General features: G+C 66.9%; 16 protein-coding genes. 1 reads left to right on the forward strand and 15 read right to left on the reverse strand.

What is annotated here, in order from left to right; translation table 11 throughout:
* Positions 1 to 6: 6 nt before the first annotated feature.
* The 7 genes from ACZ5TO_RS23670 to ACZ5TO_RS23700 form a co-directional block, all read right to left on the reverse strand.
* Positions 7 to 693, reverse strand: a complete 687-nt coding sequence (locus tag ACZ5TO_RS23670; protein WP_464801097.1) for an ABC transporter ATP-binding protein — start codon at positions 691 to 693, stop codon at positions 7 to 9.
* A complete protein-coding gene (locus ACZ5TO_RS23675; RefSeq protein WP_464801098.1) occupies positions 690 to 1,439 on the reverse strand; it encodes an ABC transporter ATP-binding protein in 750 nt (249 codons plus the stop codon). Before ACZ5TO_RS23675 ends, ACZ5TO_RS23670 begins: the two co-directional genes overlap by 4 nt.
* Complete coding sequence (locus tag ACZ5TO_RS23680) at positions 1,432 to 2,403, reverse strand: branched-chain amino acid ABC transporter permease (protein ID WP_464801099.1); 972 nt, start codon at positions 2,401 to 2,403, stop codon at positions 1,432 to 1,434. Before ACZ5TO_RS23680 ends, ACZ5TO_RS23675 begins: the two co-directional genes overlap by 8 nt.
* Positions 2,404 to 2,410: 7 nt before the next feature.
* The gene (locus ACZ5TO_RS23685) at positions 2,411 to 3,331 is read right to left on the reverse strand and encodes an ABC transporter permease subunit (protein WP_184142721.1); all 921 of its coding nucleotides are present in this window, start codon (positions 3,329 to 3,331) and stop codon (positions 2,411 to 2,413) included.
* A gap of 82 nt (positions 3,332 to 3,413) precedes the next feature.
* A complete protein-coding gene (locus ACZ5TO_RS23690) occupies positions 3,414 to 4,550 on the reverse strand; it encodes an ABC transporter substrate-binding protein (protein WP_184142723.1) in 1,137 nt (378 codons plus the stop codon).
* A gap of 40 nt (positions 4,551 to 4,590) precedes the next feature.
* Positions 4,591 to 5,427: a tryptophan 2,3-dioxygenase gene (kynA, locus tag ACZ5TO_RS23695; RefSeq protein WP_464801100.1), complete on the reverse strand. Its 837-nt coding sequence runs from the start codon at positions 5,425 to 5,427 to the stop codon at positions 4,591 to 4,593.
* A gap of 1 nt (position 5,428) precedes the next feature.
* The gene (locus ACZ5TO_RS23700; protein WP_184142726.1) at positions 5,429 to 7,045 is read right to left on the reverse strand and encodes a benzoate-CoA ligase family protein; all 1,617 of its coding nucleotides are present in this window, start codon (positions 7,043 to 7,045) and stop codon (positions 5,429 to 5,431) included.
* Between the two features lie 301 nt (positions 7,046 to 7,346).
* On the opposite strand from ACZ5TO_RS23700, the gene ACZ5TO_RS23705 reads away from it, so the two are divergent.
* Entirely contained in the window at positions 7,347 to 8,180 is an 834-nt protein-coding gene (locus ACZ5TO_RS23705) for an alpha/beta hydrolase (protein WP_464801101.1), read from the forward strand.
* A 14-nt stretch (positions 8,181 to 8,194) separates the two neighbouring features.
* On the opposite strand, the gene ACZ5TO_RS23710 is transcribed toward ACZ5TO_RS23705, so the two are convergent.
* From ACZ5TO_RS23710 to ACZ5TO_RS23745, 8 genes are all read right to left on the reverse strand, one after another.
* A complete protein-coding gene (locus tag ACZ5TO_RS23710; RefSeq protein WP_184142730.1) occupies positions 8,195 to 9,037 on the reverse strand; it encodes an ABC transporter permease in 843 nt (280 codons plus the stop codon).
* 51 nt (positions 9,038 to 9,088) lie between these two features.
* Positions 9,089 to 9,967 (reverse strand): ABC transporter permease, encoded by an 879-nt coding sequence (locus tag ACZ5TO_RS23715; RefSeq protein ID WP_464801102.1) that lies wholly within the window; start codon positions 9,965 to 9,967, stop codon positions 9,089 to 9,091.
* Entirely contained in the window at positions 9,964 to 11,064 is a 1,101-nt protein-coding gene (locus ACZ5TO_RS23720) for an ABC transporter ATP-binding protein (protein WP_464801103.1), read from the reverse strand. The genes ACZ5TO_RS23715 and ACZ5TO_RS23720 overlap by 4 nt, the downstream gene beginning before the upstream one ends.
* A gap of 77 nt (positions 11,065 to 11,141) precedes the next feature.
* Positions 11,142 to 12,317: an extracellular solute-binding protein gene (locus tag ACZ5TO_RS23725; protein ID WP_184142737.1), complete on the reverse strand. Its 1,176-nt coding sequence runs from the start codon at positions 12,315 to 12,317 to the stop codon at positions 11,142 to 11,144.
* 54 nt (positions 12,318 to 12,371) lie between these two features.
* Positions 12,372 to 13,772, reverse strand: coding sequence for a glucuronate isomerase (gene uxaC, locus ACZ5TO_RS23730; RefSeq protein WP_464801104.1), 1,401 nt, complete (start codon positions 13,770 to 13,772; stop codon positions 12,372 to 12,374).
* A 289-nt stretch (positions 13,773 to 14,061) separates the two neighbouring features.
* Complete coding sequence (locus tag ACZ5TO_RS23735) at positions 14,062 to 15,504, reverse strand: APC family permease (protein ID WP_464801105.1); 1,443 nt, start codon at positions 15,502 to 15,504, stop codon at positions 14,062 to 14,064.
* Between the two features lie 78 nt (positions 15,505 to 15,582).
* Entirely contained in the window at positions 15,583 to 16,071 is a 489-nt protein-coding gene (locus ACZ5TO_RS23740) for a flavin reductase family protein (protein WP_464801106.1), read from the reverse strand.
* 22 nt (positions 16,072 to 16,093) lie between these two features.
* Entirely contained in the window at positions 16,094 to 17,437 is a 1,344-nt protein-coding gene (locus tag ACZ5TO_RS23745; protein ID WP_464801107.1) for a glutamine synthetase family protein, read from the reverse strand.
* Positions 17,438 to 17,439 lie beyond the last annotated feature (2 nt).

Consider the following 17,439-nt stretch of genomic DNA (forward strand, 5'->3'; position numbering starts at 1 on the left):
CGGCAGTCAGACGCCGAGATAACGGTCCTGGAGCTCCGGCGTCAGCGCCGCCGGCGCGCCCTCGAAGACCGTCCTGCCCTTTTCCAGCACGAAGCAGCGATCTGCCACCGGCAGGAGTTCGGCGAGCGTCTTGTCGACGACGAGGATCGACTGTCCCGCCGCCTTCAGCTTGCGGATCGCCGACCAGATATCCTGCCGGATGACCGGGGCAAGCCCCTCCGTCGCCTCGTCGAGGACGACGAGGCGCGGATTGGTCATCAGCGCCCGGCCGATGGCGAGCATCTGCTGCTCGCCGCCCGAGAGCGTCCTTGCATATTGATCGCGCCGCTCGCCGAGACGGGGAAAGAGGTCCACGACCTTCTCGAAGGTCCACGCGCTGCCGCGTGCGGTGGCAAGGAGGTTCTCCATCACCGTCAAGTTGGGAAAGCAGCGCCTTCCCTCCGGCACGAGGCCGAGGCCGAGCCGCGCGATCCGGTGCGGCCGCATGCCGAAGATCGCCGTGCCGCAGAAATTGATCGCACCGGCGCGCGGGCGCACGAGGCCGATGATCGAGCTGATCGTCGTCGTCTTGCCCATGCCGTTGCGCCCCATCAGCGCGACGACCTCTCCTTCCCCGATATCGAGATCGACGCCGAAGAGCGCCTGCGAGGCGCCGTAGAAGGTTTCAAGGCCCCTGACTTCGAGAAGGGTCACGCGGCTTCTCCGAGATAGGCGCGGCGGACCTCCGGGTCGCTGCGGATTTCATCGACCGTCCCCGTCGCGACGATGCGGCCGTAGACGAGCACCGAGACCCGGTCCGCCAGCGCGAAGACCGCGTCCATGTCGTGCTCCACCAGAAGCATCGGCGCTTCGTGGCGAAGCCCGTCGAGGAACCGGGTCAGCTGCTTGGAGCCTTCCGGCCCCATGCCCGCCATCGGCTCGTCGAAGAGGAAGGCCTTCGGCGAAAGGGCAAGCGCGATGGCGATTTCGAGCTGCCGGCGCTCGCCGTGGGAGAGCTCGGCCGCCGGCACATGGGCGCGGGCGGCAAGGCCGACGCGCTCCAGCATGGCCATTGCCGGCTCGATGAGGCTTTTGTCGCCCGCCACCTGCCGAAAGAAGCGGAAGCTGCTGCCCCCCTTCGCCTGCACGGCCAGCATGACGTTGCGCAGCGCCGAGAATTCCTGGGCGAGCGATGAGATCTGGAAGCTGCGGGCAAGGCCGAGCTGCGCGCGCGCCGCCATGTCGAGCCCGCCGATATCCCGGCCGAGGAAGCGGATCGTGCCGCTGTCGGCACGGAGCGTGCCGGCGATCTGGTGGATGAGCGTGCTCTTGCCGGCGCCGTTCGGGCCGATCAGCGCGTGGATCTGGCCGGGCTTGAGGTCGAGGCTGACCCCGTCCGTCGCCTTCAGCGCATTGAAGGACTTGCGCAGGTCCCGGATTTCGAGAACGGGCTCAGACATGGCGCGCCTTTCCCGAAAGAAGCCCCAGCAGGCCGCCGCGCGCGAAGAGCACGATGGCGAGCAGGATGAGGCCGAGGAAGAACTGCCAGCGCTCGGTGATGCCGCCGAGCACGTATTCGAGGCAGACGAAGATCATCGCGCCGGCGACCGGCCCGAAGAGCCGCCCCTTGCCGCCGAGGATGATGAGGACGATGAGTTCGCCCGACATGTGCCAGGAGAGCATGGACGGGCCGACGAAGCGGTTGAGATCGGCATAGAGCGCGCCGGCAAGCCCGGTGATCATCGCCGACAGCGTGAAGGCGGCAAGCCGGATTTTGAAGGGCGGGATGCCGACGGCGGCAAGGCGCGTGCCGTTCTGCCGCGCCGCCTGCAGCGCGCTGCCGAAGCGCGAGCCCTCGACGAGGCGGAAGAGGAGGAGCGTCGCCATCAGCACGGCAAGGCAGACGAGGAAATAGGGCAGCGGCTTCGCCGTGTTGACGCCGGGAAAGGTGTTGCGCACGTAGATCGACAGGCCGTCCTCGCCGCCGTAGGCCGGCCAGGAGATCGCGAAATAGTAGATCATCTGCGCGAAGGCGAGCGTGATCATGATGAAGTAGACGCCGGTGGTTCGCAGGCTGATCGCGCCGATCGGCAGGGCGACGAGGCCGGCAACCGCGACGGCCACGAGCCAGATCAGCGGCATGAAGGTCGTGCCCGGAATGCCGGCGAAGAGCGGCTCGGCGTTAAACGCATGGGTCGCCAGGATGCCCGCGACATAGCCGCCGAGACCGAAGAAGGCGGCATGGCCGAAGGAGAGCAGCCCGCCGAGACCGAGCGCCAGGTTGAGGCCGGCAGCGGCGAGTGCCAGCACGACGACCCGGGTGGCGAGCGTCACGTAGAAGGGCTCGCCCATGCCGGACGCGATCAGCGGCACGCCGATGAGCAGGAGAGCGAGCAGAAGGTTGACGGCGGATTCACGGTTCATCGGCCCCTCACGTCTCGGCCGCGAACAGGCCGCTCGGCCGGAAGGCGAGGATGAGGGCCATGACGACGTAGATCAGCATGGAGGCGAGCGCCGCGCCGATGGTGGTGGCCTGCGCGGCGGGCATGGTGAGCGCCAGAAGCGAGGGCAGCAGGAAGCGGCCCATCGTATCGACGACCCCGACGATGACGGCACCGACGAGCGCGCCCTTGATGGAGCCGATGCCGCCGATGACGATGACGACGAAGGCGAGGATGAGCACGGGCTCGCCCATGCCGACCTGCACGGACTGGAGCGCGCCGACGAGCGCGCCGGCAAGGCCGGCAAGCGCCGCGCCGAGCGCGAAGACGACCGTATAGAGCGTGCTGATATCGACGCCGAGGGCAGCGATCATCTCGCGGTCGGACTCGCCGGCGCGGATGCGCATGCCGAGGCGCGTCTTCGAGATGAGGAGATAGAGGCCGATGGCGACGAGGAAGCCGACGGCGATGATCGCGAGGCGATAGAGCTGGTACTGCCCGCCGCCCGGCAGCGGCACCGCGCCCTGCAATTGCCTGGGGATGTCGAGATAGAGCGGGAACGAGCCGAAGAGCCAACGCGCGCCCTCCGACAGGATCAGGATGAGGGCGAAGGTGGCGAGAACCTGGTCGAGATGGTCGCGGTCGTAGAGCCGGCGGATGACGGCGACCTCGATGAGCGCGCCGACGCCGGCGGCCGCCGCAAGGCTGGCGACAAGGCCGAGCCAGAAGGAGCCGGTCGCCGCCGCAATCGTCGCGCAGGCGAAGGCGCCGACCATGTAGAGTGAGCCGTGGGCGAGATTGATGAGGCCCATGACGCCGAAGATCAGCGTCAGGCCGGCGGCCATCAGAAACAGCATCACGCCGAGCTGCAGCCCGTTGAGCAATTGTTCGATCAGGAGTGCGGTGAACACGGCGTCGATCCAAACTTCGGGTCGGGAGCGCCCGGGCACCGGCGGAAGGCCGGATGCCCGGGCGGTCGGACGTCAGCGGTTCCTAGAGGCCGCACTGTTCGGCATAGGCGTCCTTATGCTTTTCGAAGGCGGTCGCGATGATCTTGTTGGTCAGCACGTCGCCGTCCTTCACCACCTCGCGCACGTAGATGTTCTGGATCGGATGCTGGTTGTTGTTGAAGGCGAAGTCGCCGCGCACGGACTTGAAGTCCGCGGCCTTCAGCGCCGCGCGGAAGGCGTCCTTGTCCTTGACGCTGGCTTTCGACAGCGCCGAGAGGATGAGGTTCGCCGTATCCCAGCTCTGCGCCGCATAGATCGACGGCAGGCGGTCATATTCGGCCTTGAAGCTTTCGACGAAGGCCTTGCTCGCCTCGTTGTCGAGGTCGGGCGACCAGCTCGCGGAGTTCTTCACGCCGAGCGCCGCATCGCCCACGGCCGGCAGCACGTCCTGGTCGAAGGAGAAGCTCGGCCCCATGACCGGAATGCCGACGCCGGACTGTGCATACTGCTTCATGAAGGCGATGCCCATGCCGCCGGGCAGGAAGAAGTAGACGGAATCGGCGCCCGAGGCGCGAATCTGCGCGATCTCGGCCGCATAGTCCGTCTGGCCGACCTGGGTATAGACCTCGCCGGAAAGCGTGCCCTTGTAGTAGCGCTTGAAGCCGGTCAGCGCGTCCTTGCCGGCCGGATAGTTGGGCGCCAGGATGAAGGTGTTCTTGTAGTCCTTGTTGGCGTATTCGCCCATCGCCTCGTGGAAGTTGTCGTTCTGGTAGGCGACGTTGAAATAGTTGGCGTTGCAGTTCGCGCCGGCAAGCGCCGACGGGCCGGCATTCGGCGACAGGTAGATGATGTCCTGCGCCACCGCATTCGGCACGACGGCCATGGCGAGGTTCGACCAGATGATGCCCGTCATGAGGTCGACCTTGTCGCCCTGGATCATCTTCTCGGCGATCTGCACCGCCAGTTCCGGCTTCTGGGCGTCGTCCTCCACGACGAGCTCGATATCCTTGTTGCCCGACTGCTTGATGGCGAGCTGGAAGGCATCGCGCATGTCGATGCCGAGGCCCGCGCCGCCGCCCGAAAGCGTGGTGATGACGCCGATCTTCACCGGCTCGGCATGGGCAAGGCCGGACGTTGCCAGCGAAAGGCCGAAGAGGCTTGCCGTCAGAATGCGCTTCATGCTGTTCTCCTCATTATGGTTCGATTATTATTGTGTTCTATCAAAGGTCTGTACGTACATGCCATAACTCGGGGAAGAGTTCTACTTCGAGCATCTTCTTCAGGTAGGATGCGCCGGAGGTTCCGCCCGTGCCCCGCTTGAAGCCGATGATGCGCTCGACGGTCGTGACGTGGTTGAAGCGCCAGCGGCGGAAATAATCCTCGAAATCGACCAGCTTCTCGGCAAGCTCGTAGAGCATCCAGTAGCGCCTCGGATCGCGGTAGACGGCCTGCCAGGCCGCAAGGACCTTCTCGTTCTCCGCGCGCGTCTCGCGCCAGTCGCTCCGCTCCTCCTCCCCGCCGACGTCGAAGCCGTTGCGCGCGAGGAGCCGGATCGCCTCGTCGTAGAGCGAGGGCGCGGCAAGGATCGCCTCCAGCTTCTCAAGGATGTCCGGCCGATGGGCGTGCGGGCGCAGCATGGCGAGGTTGCGATTGCCGGCCAGGAACTCGATCGCCCGGTATTGCCAGGACTGGAATCCGGAGGACTGGCCGAGCGACTGGCGGAATTCGGTATATTCGCTCGGCGTCATCGTGCGCAGCACGTCCCAGGCGTTGTTGAGCTGCTCGAAGATGCGGGCGACGCGCGTCAGCATCTTGAAGGCGGGCTCCAGCCTGTCCTCGCGGATCGAGCGCACCGCCGAGCCGATCTCGTGCAGGGCGAGCTTCATCCAGAGCTCGGAGGTCTGGTGCTGGATGATGAAGAGCATCTCGTCATGCGCGGACGAAAGCGGCTCCTGCGCGGTCAGCACCTTTTCCAGCATGAGATAGTCGCTATAGGACATGCGCCCTTCGAACGACATCTGCGCGCCTTCGCCGGAAGGATCGTAGGGCTTGCCCATCTCAGTTCCCCCGCAGGCGGAACCGCTGGATCTTGCCCGTCGCCGTCTTCGGCAGGGCCTCCAGGAATTTCACCGAGCGCGGATATTTGTAGGGGGCGATCATCGCCTTCACATGGTCCTGCAGGCGCTTGACCGTCAGCTCGTCCGCCGCGATGCCGGCGACGAGCACGACATGGGCCTCGACGACCTGGCCGCGCTCGTTGTCCGGCGCGCCGATAACGGCGCATTCCAGCACATCCGGATGGGCGATCAGGGCCGCTTCCACCTCCGGGCCGGCGATGTTGTAGCCGGAGCTGATGATCATGTCGTCCGAGCGGGCGGCGAAATGGAAGAAGCCGTCCTCGTCCTCGTAGAAGGCGTCGCCCGTCAGGTTCCAGCCGTCGCGGACATAGGCCTTCTGGCGGTCGTCGGCCATGTAGCGGCAGCCGGTCGGCCCGCGCACGGCGAGCTTGCCGATCGTGCCGCGCGGCACCTCGCGCATGTCCTCGTCGACGATGCGCGCCTCGTAGCCGCCGACCGGCTTTCCTGTCGAGGCGGCCTTGCGGTCCGCGAAGCGGTTGGAAATGAAGATGTGCAGCATCTCGGTCGCGCCGATGCCGTCGAGGATCGGCTTGCCGGTCTTCTCGCTCCATTCCTCGAAGACGGGGCCGGGCAGCGTCTCGCCTGCGGAGATCGCAACGCGCAGCGAGGAAAGGTCGGCGCCCGCATCCATCGCCTTCAGCATGGCGCGATAGGCGGTCGGCGCGGTGAACGAGATCGTCGCCTTGTAGGTCTCGATGATCTCCACCATCAGCGCCGGCGTCGCCTGTTCGAGGAGCGTCGCGGCCGCGCCGAAGCGCAGGGGGAAGATGGCAAGGCCGCCGAGGCCGAAGGTGAAGGCGAGCGGCGGAGAGCCGACGAAGATGTCCTCCGGCGTCACGCCGAGAACCTCCTTCGCATAGCCGTCGGCAATCGCCATGAGGTCGCGGTGGAAATGCATGGTCGCCTTCGGCACGCCGGTCGTGCCCGAGGTGAAGCCGAGGAGCGCCACGTCGTCCCGCCCCGTCCGCACGGCCTCGAAGGTGACGGACTTGTCGAGCGCGACCCGGTCGAGTTCGGCGTCGTGGTTGGCCGTGCCGTCGAAGCCGACGACCTGCCGGAGATGGCGGCTGTCCTTGGCGCAGGCGATCATCTCATCCATCAGGCGCGTATCGCAGAGCGCAAGGCCGATCTCCGCCTTGTCGACGATCTTGGCGAGTTCCCCGGCCCGCAGCATCGGCATTGTGTTGACGACGACCGCGCCCGCCTTGGTGGCGGCAAGCCAGCAGGCCACCATGGCCGGGTTGTTCGCCGAGCGGATGAGGATGCGGTTGCCGGGCCTGACGCCGTAATTCTCGACGAGCGCGTGCGCCAGCCGGTTCGTCCAGTCCGAGAGCTCCTTGTAGGTCCGCCGGCGCCCGTTGCCGATCAGCGCGGTGCGGTCGCCGAAACCGCGGGCGACCATCGCATCCGTCAGTTCGACGGCCGCGTTGAGGTGGTCGGGATAGTCGAACCCTTCGAGCAGGAAATCCGGCCATTCCTCGGGCGGGGGCAGGTTGTCGCGGGTGAACGTGTCGACATGTGCGGTCGGTCCAAGCATGTGGCGGCTATTCCCCTGTTCGTATCCTGCCTTCCGGAAAGGCCTGTTCAAAGCCGGCTGTTTTTCGGGTGATCGCGCGAGGACGGCCGGCCGGGCATGGCCGGACCGTGTCGTCGCGCGGGAAACGTCGTCGATGGTGATGGGCACAGCGAAGACCTCCACTTCCGCGCTGAACATGGGGCAGCATGGCACCTGTCAAAAATCATTTCAAGCCTAAAGTTTCTTCCGCGACGCCATTGCCTTTGGCCGCCGTCCGGGCGATTGCTATGGCGCTGGCCGCATCAAAGGGAGGATTGCAGCGATGCTGGAACACCGCGTTTCGGATTGGGACGACGCCTATGCCAACGGCGTGAACATCGCGCGCGGCGACCGCTGGCCGGCGGCCTGGGTGGGACCTGCCGAGACCTTCCGCAACGCGCTTTCCGCGGCGGGGCGCGCAAGGCTGGACCTTGCCTATGGCGGACGCCCGCGCAACCGCCTCGACCTTTTCCTTCCGGAAGGCGCGCCCAAGGGCCTCGTCGTCTTCGTGCATGGCGGCTTCTGGCTGCAGCTCGACAAGAGCGTCTGGTCGCATCTTGCGGCGGGCAGCGTGGCGCGCGGCTATGCCGTTGCCATGCCGTCCTATACGCTCTGCCCGGAGGTGCGCATCGCCGATATCGGCAAGGAGGTCGCGGCGGCCGTCACGGAAGCCGCAGGCCTGGTCGACGGCCCGCTGATGCTGACCGGCCATTCCGCCGGCGGCCATCTCGTCAGCCGCATGGTCACGGCGACGGCGCCGCTGGCGCCCGAGGTCCAACGGCGCATCCGCAACGTCGTTTCCATTTCAGGGCTGCACGACCTGCGCCCGCTGCTTCTCACCGCGATGAACGAGAGGCTTCGCCTCGACGAGGCGGAAGCGCTTGCGGAAAGCCCCGCCCTCCTCCGCCCGATGGCGAATGCCCGCATCACCTGCTGGGCCGGTGCGACGGAGCGCGCGGAATTCCTGCGCCAGAACGCCCTGCTCGCCAATATCTGGACCGGCCTTGGCGCAACCACCGCCGCCATCGTCGAGCCGAACAGGCACCACTTCGACATCCTCGACGGCCTGACGGATGCGAACCACCCGCTGACGCGGACGCTGCTGTCGGAGGCCTGATCGCCCGCTTCGCGTCACGCCGCCTGCTGCTGCTTGGCCCTTGCGACGATCTGCGTCGGGCTGACGAATTGCAGGGCGAGCACCAGCCAGAAGAGCGTCGTGACCATGTAGATCACCGCCATGGCGTCGATCGACTGGCCGGCGCGCACGCCGGAGGCGAAGACGGCATAGTAGAGCGAGACCACCAGCGTCTGGGTCGTCGGCCCGGCGACGAGGAAGGTCAGCTCGAACATGGCGATGGTGCGCACCAGCACGAGGAGCAGCGCGGCCAGCATGCCGGGCAGGAGCAGCGGCAGGAGGATGCGCAGGAAGAGGCTTCCGGTGCCGGCGCCGAAGACGCGGGCCGCCGCCTCGATGCGCGGGTCGATCTGCTCGATGAAAGGGATCATCACGAGGATGACGAAGGGCAGCGACGGCACGACGTTGATGAAGACCACGCCCCAGAACGAGCCGCCGAGGCCGACCTGGTAGAGCACGGTCGCAAGCGGGATGCCGTAGGTGAGCGGGGGGATGAGGAGCGGCAGCAGGAAGAGCAGGATGACCGCCCGCTTGCCCGGAAAATCCCGGCGCGCCAGCGCATAGGCGGTGACGACGCCGACGATGCCGGAGATCAGCACCACCGTGAAGACGATCTGGAAGGTGACGAGCACCACGTTGGAAAGCTGGAACTCGCGCCAGGCATCGAAATACCAGCGGGTCGTCCAGCCGGCGGGCAGCCATGTGCCGAGCCAGCGGGTCGCGAAGGAATTGACCAGCACCGCCGCGATGACGGCAAGGAGGTTGAGAACGAAGAGGCCGGCGAGCGCCCATACGGCAAAGCGCCACAGCTTCGAGCCTATGCCCTGGTCACGGATCATGGCGTGCCCTTTCCGATGAATGGTGTCCGAAGGATCATAGCGTGCATGGCCTTATCCCTTCGTGCCGCCGGCAGGGCCGCGGTAGAAGAAGGAGCGCAGGCCCAGGACGGCCACGACGATGACCAGCTCGACGACGCCCATGATGATGGCGATGGCCGTGCCCATCGAGTGGTCGTATTGCTCGAAGGCGGCCTGGTAGGCGGCAATCGAGATCACCCGCGTCGCCCCTGCCGGCGCGCCGAGCAGGACGGCGGAGGGGAAGACCGCGAAAGCCTGCACGAAGGAAAGGCAGAAGGTGACCGCAAGCCCCGGCACGAGAAGCGGCAGGAAGACGCGCATAAAGCGCTGGCGCGGCTTCGCGCCGAGCGTGGCGGCGGCCTGCTCGATGGCCGGGTCGATGCCGGTCACGTAGGAGAGCGTCAGCAGGAAGGCGAAGGGAAAGCCCGTGATCAGCAGCGAGGCGAAGACGCCCCAGTAATTGTTGGTGAGCTTCACCGGTGCATCGAGGATGCCGACGAGGATCAGCGTCCGGTTGAACCAGCCCTGCGGGCCGAGGAAGGTCAAAAGGCCGTCCGCGACGAAGACCGTGCCGAGCGTCACCGGCAGGACGAGGATCGTCGTCAGGAGGCGCTGCCGGCTCATCAGCCGCACGCGGAAGGCGATCGGCAGGGCAAGCGCGAGGTTGAGGATGGTGACGGGCAAGGCCAGCCAGAGCGTGGCGGCAATGGTGCCGTACTGGAAGCGATCGCTGAAGAAGCGCATATAGTTCGAATACCAGACACCGTCCTTCGGGGTCAGCGAATCGACGATGCCGTAGAGGAAGGGATAGACGAACAGTGCCACCATGACGGCGATGCCCGGCAGCACGAGCAGCGTCGTGCCGTCGATGCCGCGCGCGGCAAGGCGCGTGCCGAGCGACGGCCCGCTCATTGCGCCTCACCCCGGAAAACGAGCGCCCGGCCGGCGGTCGGCTGCAGCTTTGCCGCCGCCCCGCGGGGCAGGTGGCTGTCGGCGCGGAAGAACAGCTCCGACCCGTCGCCCGCATGGGCGAGGCCGAAGAAGGCGCGGCCGCGATATTCCATGTTCGACACGACGGCGGGAATGCCCTCCCCTTCGTCGACGGCGACGAGGTCCTCCGGCCGCACGGAGAGAACGGCGGCATCGCCCGGCTTCAGCGCGTCGCGGGCAATCCCGGCAAGGCGCGCGCCGGCGGTCTCGATGAGGACTTCCTCGCCCGATACCGAGACGACGCGGCCGGCAAGGCGCGTGCGGAAGCCCATGAAATCGGCGACCTCGGCGTGGGCCGGCCGCTGGTAGAGGTCTTCCGGCGTGCCGATCTGCATGATGCGGCCCTGGCTCATCACGACGATGCGGTCGGCGAGCGACAGGGCCTCGTCCTGGTCGTGGGTGACATAGATGGTCGTCGAGCCGATCTGGTCGTGGATGCCGCGGATTTCGGCGCGCATCTCCAGACGCAGCTTGGCGTCGAGGTTGGAAAGGGGTTCGTCCATCAGCACGACCGGCGGGCGGATGACGACGGCGCGGGCGATGGCCACGCGCTGCTGCTGGCCGCCGGAAAGCTGGCCGGGCAGCTTCTCGGCCTGCGAGCCGAGGCGCACGAGCGCCAGCGCCTCGTCGATGCGGCGGTCCGCCTCCGCGCCCTTGATGCCGCGCATGGCAAGGCCGAAGCCGACATTCTTGCGCACCGTCATATGCGGGAAGAGCGCGTAGCTCTGGAACACCATGCCGAAGCCGCGCTTTTCCGGCTCCAGCGTATCGATGCGCTGGTCGCCGAGGCGGATTTCCCCGCCGGTGAGCGCCAGAAGGCCCGCAAGGCAGTTGAGCGCGGTCGACTTGCCGCAGCCGGACGGGCCGAGAAGGGCGATGAACTCCCCGGGCTCGATGGAAAGATCGATCCCGTCGAGCGCATTGTAGGAGCCGAACGAACGGCGCAGGCCATTCAGCTCGAGCCGGGCGCGCTGCCGGGACGAAGGGACTGTCGTTGCGGTCTGGGCCTGCTGGCTCAAGAGCGCCTCCTGTTTGTACGGCACTGTCGACATTGCGGCGCCCGTGACCGGGGCGCCGCAAGAGCACATGTTGGCGTTCAGCCCTTGGCCGAACCGACCTGCTCGTCCCAGATGCGGAAGGCATCGACCATCCGGGCAGGTTCCAGCGGGATCTCCAGCGGATTGTTGGCGATCCAGTCCTCGTATTCCGGGCGGCCGAATTCGGCGATCACGTCCTGGCTTGCCTGCGGCGCCATGTCGAGCGTCACGTCCTTGACGGCGGGGCCCGGATAGAAATAGCCCTCGTCATAGGCGATGGCCTGCTGCTTGGGCTGCAGGATGAAGTTGATGACGTCGAGGAGGACATTCACCTTCTCGTCGGAAACGCCCTTCGGAATGACGGCATAATGCGCATCGGTGACCCAGTGGAAGCCGGCGAGCGTGCCGACCTTCGCCTCCGCCGGAACGATGCCGAGCGCGCGCGGGTTGATGTCCCAGCCGGTCGTCGAGACGATGATGTCGCGCGTGCCTTCGCCGAGTTCCTTCATGGTCTGGCCGGTGCCCGTGCCGTAATATTCGACATGCTTGCCGAGTTCCTTCAGGTATTCCCAGGTCTTGCTCCAGCCTTTGACCGGGTCGAGCGGATCGCTGTCGCCGAGGAGGTAGGGAAGGCCCATCAGGAAGGTGCGGCCGGGGCCGGAATTGGCCGGGCGCGCATAGATGAACTTGTTCGGATTGGCCTTCGCCCATTCCAGCAGCTCTTCGGCCGACTTCGGCGGCGTGGCGACGCGGTCGGGCATGTATTCGATCAGCGGGCCGGAAGGATAGTAGGTCACGACGACGCCGCGGTCCTTGGCGAGCGCCTGCATCTTGGAGGCCTGCGGGATGTAGATCGAGGCAAGATCGGGAAGCTCGCCCTTGTGGGCGGAAAGGTCGATCCACAGGTCCTGGTCGAGACCGGCGGAGAGCGCGTCGGTGCCGGTCAGCACGAGGTCGATATCGACATGGCCGGCGGCCTGCTGCGCCTGGATCTTGGCGGGAAGCTCGGGAGCCGGCGCCTTGGTGAAGGCGAAGCTCGAAACCCATTCGGGCTTGGCCGCCGCATAGTTCTCGAACATGCCCTGCGTCAGCGCGAGGTTGCCCGCAACGTCGACGATGGTGATCGTGACCGGACTGGCGGGCGCCGTGAGGGCCGCGAAGCTGCGGGCGGGAAGCAGGCCGAGGCCCGCCATGCCGGCGACGCCGCCGACGAATGTTCTGCGTGTGATCTGCATTTCGTTCTCCTCCATCGTTAAACCGGCCGTCTCCGGGCGCCCGGCGTTTTCATCTCAAAGGCGATAGGCTTTCTTCGCGAGGCCGTAGGCAAGGTCGCGCGCAAGATCGTGCGCCTCCGCCTCGTCGAGGCGGTGATCGGCGACGAGCCGGGCGAGGTAGGCGCAGTCCACCCGCCGCGCCATGTCGTGCCGCGCGGGGATCGACAGGTAGGCGCGGGTGTCGTCGTTGAAGCCGACCGTGTTGTAGAAGCCGCAGGTCTCCGTCGTCGTCTCGCGGAAGCGGCGCATGCCCTCGGGGCTGTCGAAGAACCACCAGGCGGGGCCGAGCCGCAGCGCCGGATAATGGCCGGCAAGCGGGGCGAGCTCGCGCGAATAGGTGCTCTCGTCGAGCGTGAAGAGGATGAGCGTGAGGGCCGGGTCGTTGCCGACGGCATCGAGCAGCGGCTTCAGCGCGCGCACATAGTCCGTCGCCTTCGGGATGTCGGCGCCCTTGTCCGGCCCGAAGGCCGCAAAGAGCGAGGGGTTGTGGTTGCGGAACGAGCCGGGATGAAGCTGCATGACGAGGCCGTCGTCCTGGCTCATGCGCGCCATTTCCGTCAGCATCTGGCCGCGGAAGGCCTCGGCCTCCGCCGCATCCGCCTTGCCGGATAGCACCTTGTCGAACAGGGCGGCCGCTTCATCCGCCGGCAGGTTGCTCGTCTGCGCGCTGGGATGGCCGTGGTCGGACGCCGTCGCGCCCTGCGCCCTGAAGAAGGCGCGCCGGGTCCGGTGCGCGGCAAGGTAGCCCGCCCAGGTCGCCGGCTCGCCCGTCATGGCGAGAAGCCGTTCCACGTTGCCCGCAAAACCGGCCGCCTCCGGGTCCACCACGGCGTCCGGCCGATAGGTCGGCAGGACGCGGCCGTGCCAGCCCGAGCGGCGCACCGCATCGTGGTGGGCAAGGTCGTCGAGCGCACCGTCCGTCGTGGCGATCGCCTCGATGCCGAAGGTGTCGTAGAGCGCGCGCGGACGCAGCGCCGGGGTGGCGATGGCCGCGGCGATCCGGTCGTAGAGCGCATCGGCGTTCCGCGGCGTCAGGCGCTCGTCGATACCGAAGACGAGCTCCAGCGAATGCTCGAACCAGAGCCGCGTCGGCGTGCCGGCGAAGAGATGGAAATGCTCGGCGAAGAGCCGCCAGATGCGGCGGCCATCGGGGCGGACACCCGTTCCGTCACGCCGCGCCACGCCAAGATCCTCCAGCCGCACGCCCTGGGAATAGAGCATCCGCGTGGCGTAGTGATCGGGCGTGATGAAGAGCGCGGCCGGATCGGGGAACGCCGGATCCTCCGCATACCAGACGGGGTCCGTATGGCCGTGCGGCGAAACGATCGGCAGGCCCGCCACGCCGTCGTAGAGGCGCCGGGCGATTGCCCGGATGCCCGGCTCGGCAGGCAGAAGCCGATCAGGATGCAATGCCATTTCCGCCGTCTCCTCCCGCGGTCAAGTCCTCTGGGAGTTTTGTATACTAGTATGCAAAACCGAGTCAACCGACGGATTCCATATTACGAGCGACATTTCGCGCGGCTCGCGGAGCCCGGCGGCGCGGGGTTTCGCAAGCACGCGCGCGCCGGAGCGGCGCGGTTGTCATGTCTGGACCATGTGAAGGGGGAGATGCAGCGATACGGCGCCGGTGCTGCCATCGCGCACGCCGTCGGCCGGCGGCAAGGCAAAGGGCGGCGGCGCCGGTCGACGGCGCCGCCGCGGTCCGTCAGGTGTTGTTCTGGCCCATCCGGGCATAGGCGGCCGGGTTGGTCGCCTTGAGCCGGCTCGCCATGGCGAAGCCGACGATGCCCGCGGCCGGAATGAGTGCCGGCAGGATGATGCCGAGCGAACCGCCGGCAGTCTGCGTCAGGTCGCCGAAGTTGATGAAGATGTAGACGAAGAGCGCCGCCATCACGAGGCCGGACACGGCCGGCAGGATCAGCGTCGTCAGCGCCGGATTGCCGCCGCCCTTCTTGCGGAAGAAGACGATGACGGACAGCGAGGTGATCGTCATCATGCCGAGCACGCCGAGCGTGCCGATCTGGCTGATCCAGGTGAACATGTTGAGCACCGGATCGAGGCCGAGGCCGGCGAAGACGGCAAGCACGACGAGCGCCATGACCGTCTGCACGACCGAGCCGATATGCGGGCTCTGGTGGGCGTCGTGCGTGCGGCCGAAGGCGGCCGGCAGCAGGCCTTCGCGGCCGGCCACGTAGCTGTAGCGGGCGATGTAGTTGTGGAAGGCGCTGATCGCGGCAAAGAGGCTGGAGACGAGCAGCAGGCCGGCAATGGCCGGCACCGGCCCGCCGACATAGGTGCCGGCCAGATCGAAGAAGAACGAGGTCGGATCCGGCAGGGCGCCGATGGTCGGCACGAGCTTGTCGGCTCCGACGCCCGCGATCATCAGCCAGGTCGTGAAGACGAAGAAGAGGCCGATCATCAGCACCGAGAGGTAGGTGGCGCGCGGAATGGTCCTTTCCGGATCCCGCGCCTCCTCGGCATAGATCGTCGTCGCCTCGAAGCCGATGAAGGAGCCGAGGCAGAAGAGGATCGCCGCGGTGAGCGAGCCGGAGAAGATCGCCGTCGTATCGAAGAAGTTGAAGGAAAGGCCCTCGGCCCCGCCGCTGCCGAGGATCGCGAAATCGACCAGCAGCACGACGAGATATTCGAGCACGACCAGCACGATCATCACCTTGGCCGAGAGGTCGACCTGCCGGTAGCCAAGCGTGCCGACGAGGAGGACGGCGATGAGGCTCCACAGATACCAGGGCAGGTTGACGCCGAAGCCGGCGAAGACGCCGCTGGCGATGCCGCCGAGGAGGCCGATCAGGCCGAACTGCATGGCGTTGTAGGCGACGACCGCGATGATCGCGACCGCACCGGCCATGCGCCCGCCAAGGCCGCGCGCGGCATAGGCGTAGAAGGCGCCGGCATTGGTGACATGGCGCGACATCGCCACGTAGCCGGCCGAAAAGGCCAGCATGATCAGCGTCATCAGGAGGAAGGTGGCCGGAATGCCGGTCCCGTTGCCGATGAGGAAGGAAATCGGCACCGCGCCAGCAACGCCGGTCAAAGGTGCCGCGGCCGAGATCACCATGAAGGTCACGGCGATCAGCCCCAGCGAATTTCTGCGGAGCTGGTTCAGCCCCGCCGTTGTCACGTCTGTCATTGTTCTCTCCAGTTTTGGTTCCCCATTCGCCGGCTCACCGCACCGGCATCCGCAGCCTCGGTTTGTTTTTCTTGCGCGCTACGACAGTTGAACCGCCCGGTGATAGGCGCGGTGGCCGTAGAGCAGAGAGGCCGGGTTTTCCGACAAGCGGACGTTCATGACACGTCCGATGATGATGTGATGCGTTTCCCAGAGCACGGAGGTCGCGACCTGGCACTGGAAGCTCGCCGTCGCGCCGACGAGGGCCGGCTGGCCGAGCTCGCCCGGCGACCAGGGCGCGCGCTCGAAGCGGGCCGCGTGTTCGCCGGCGGCAAGGCGTCCCGCGAAGAGATCGGAGACCTGATGCTGGTCCTCGTGGAGGAGATTGGCGCAGAAGGTGCGGTTCTTCAGGATCGCCGCCGCGACGGGGCTCATGTGGTGGAGGCAGGCGAGCAGCGACGGGTGGTCGCCATCGGCCGAGACCGAGGTCAGCGAACTGATCGTGACGCCGAAACGTCCCGCCTCGCCGTCCGTCGTCACCACCGCGACGAAGGTGGCCGCACGGCTCATGCCTTCGAGGAATTGCATGCGAAGTTCCGGTTTCATGGCGCTACCCCAGGTCAAAGAAGCGTTGCAGTTCTACATCGGGCACTTTCTTGCAGAATTCGTCGTGCTGGCTCTGGCGGCTGGCGGCGAAGGCCTCGACGAAACGCTCGCCGAGCCAGTCCTTCGCGAAGGAGGAGGTGCGCAGCCGCGCGATCGCCTCCGGCATGGAGCGGGCGAAATCCGGCCCCGCGCCCGCCTGCACATAGCCGTTGCCGATCACCTCCGGCTCCGGCTCGATGCCTTCCAGAATGCCGGCAACGCCCGCCGCGACGGTCGCGGCGACCGTCAGGTAGGGATTGGTGTCGGCGCCCGGCAGGCGGTTTTCGACGCGCAGCGAGCCCGCGTCGTGGCCGACGACGCGGAAGCAGGTCGTGCGGTTCTCGAAGCCCCAGGTGAGGCCCGGCGGGGCGAAGGTGCCGGGCGCAAAACGCCGGTAGGAATTGACGGTCGGCTGGAAGATCAGCGTCATGTCGCCGATATATCTCTGCAGGCCGCCGATGAAGTGGCGGAAGGCCTGCGACATGCCGTTCCGGCCGGCCGGATCGTGGAAGACCTTCCGCCCCTGCCCGTCCGTCAGGCTGACATGGAGGTGGATCGACTGGCTGTCGGCATCCTCCGTCCAGCGCGGCATGAAGGTGACGCACTTGCCCTGCCGTTGCGCCAGCGCCCGCACGAAATTCTTCAGCAGCACGAGCTGGTCGGCCGGCTCCAGCCCCGTGCCGGCCGCAATGCACGCCTCGAGGAAACCGCCGCCGATCTCCTCGTGCATCTTGGCAAGGTCGATCCTCAGCGGCTCGCAGATCTCGGCCAGCGCCTCGTACCATTCCGTCTGCTGCACCTGGTAGAGCACGAGGTCGTGGCTCTTGTGCATGGTCGCGGTCCTGAGATTGCGGTAGCCCTTTTCGCGGGCGCTTTCCGGCGTCTCGTCGAACAGCGTGTATTCCAGTTCCATGCCGTAGCGTGGCGCAAAGCCCGCCTTGCCGGCGCGGGCCAGAACGCGCGTCAGGAGCGAGCGCGGGCAAAGCTCAGCCGTCGGCCCGCCATAGTTGGAAAGGACGAGCAGGTCGTGCCCCGGCTTCGACCAGGGCAGGCGTCGCACCGTCGCGGGATCCACCACCAGCGGGTCGTCGTGGAAATCCGACGCGTCGTCGGAGACGCCCGGGATGTTGAGGACGACGTCCGTCGGGTCCAGCGCGAAGGTGACCGGGGACATGCCCATGCCGGCGCGGGCGATGCCGGCGAGCGAGCGCACGGACACCATCTGCCCGCGAAGAAGGCCGTTCGTATCGGTCATGGCGACGGTGGCGAAACGGCTTGCAGGATCGGCGAGGTAGGCGTCGAGGGTCATGG

Source organism: Shinella sp. Sh6, from assembly GCF_055392685.1.

Bases quoted from the DNA above. Each gene is read 5' to 3' on its own strand.
- ACZ5TO_RS23735 (WP_464801105.1), bottom strand. From the start codon at position 15,504: ATGACAGACGTGACAACGGCGGGGCTGAACCAGCTCCGCAGAAATTCG.
- ACZ5TO_RS23700 (WP_184142726.1), bottom strand. From the start codon at position 7,045: ATGCTTGGACCGACCGCACATGTCGACACGTTCACCCGCGACAACCTG.
- ACZ5TO_RS23675 (WP_464801098.1), bottom strand. From the start codon at position 1,439: ATGTCTGAGCCCGTTCTCGAAATCCGGGACCTGCGCAAGTCCTTCAAT.
- kynA (WP_464801100.1), bottom strand. From the start codon at position 5,427: ATGGGCAAGCCCTACGATCCTTCCGGCGAAGGCGCGCAGATGTCGTTC.
- ACZ5TO_RS23745 (WP_464801107.1), bottom strand. From the start codon at position 17,437: ATGACCCTCGACGCCTACCTCGCCGATCCTGCAAGCCGTTTCGCCACC.
- ACZ5TO_RS23680 (WP_464801099.1), bottom strand. From the start codon at position 2,403: ATGAACCGTGAATCCGCCGTCAACCTTCTGCTCGCTCTCCTGCTCATC.
- ACZ5TO_RS23710 (WP_184142730.1), bottom strand. From the start codon at position 9,037: ATGATCCGTGACCAGGGCATAGGCTCGAAGCTGTGGCGCTTTGCCGTA.
- ACZ5TO_RS23725 (WP_184142737.1), bottom strand. From the start codon at position 12,317: ATGCAGATCACACGCAGAACATTCGTCGGCGGCGTCGCCGGCATGGCG.
- ACZ5TO_RS23705 (WP_464801101.1), top strand. From the start codon at position 7,347: ATGCTGGAACACCGCGTTTCGGATTGGGACGACGCCTATGCCAACGGC.
- ACZ5TO_RS23690 (WP_184142723.1), bottom strand. From the start codon at position 4,550: ATGAAGCGCATTCTGACGGCAAGCCTCTTCGGCCTTTCGCTGGCAACG.
- ACZ5TO_RS23740 (WP_464801106.1), bottom strand. From the start codon at position 16,071: ATGCAATTCCTCGAAGGCATGAGCCGTGCGGCCACCTTCGTCGCGGTG.
- ACZ5TO_RS23715 (WP_464801102.1), bottom strand. From the start codon at position 9,967: ATGAGCGGGCCGTCGCTCGGCACGCGCCTTGCCGCGCGCGGCATCGAC.
- uxaC (WP_464801104.1), bottom strand. From the start codon at position 13,772: ATGGCATTGCATCCTGATCGGCTTCTGCCTGCCGAGCCGGGCATCCGG.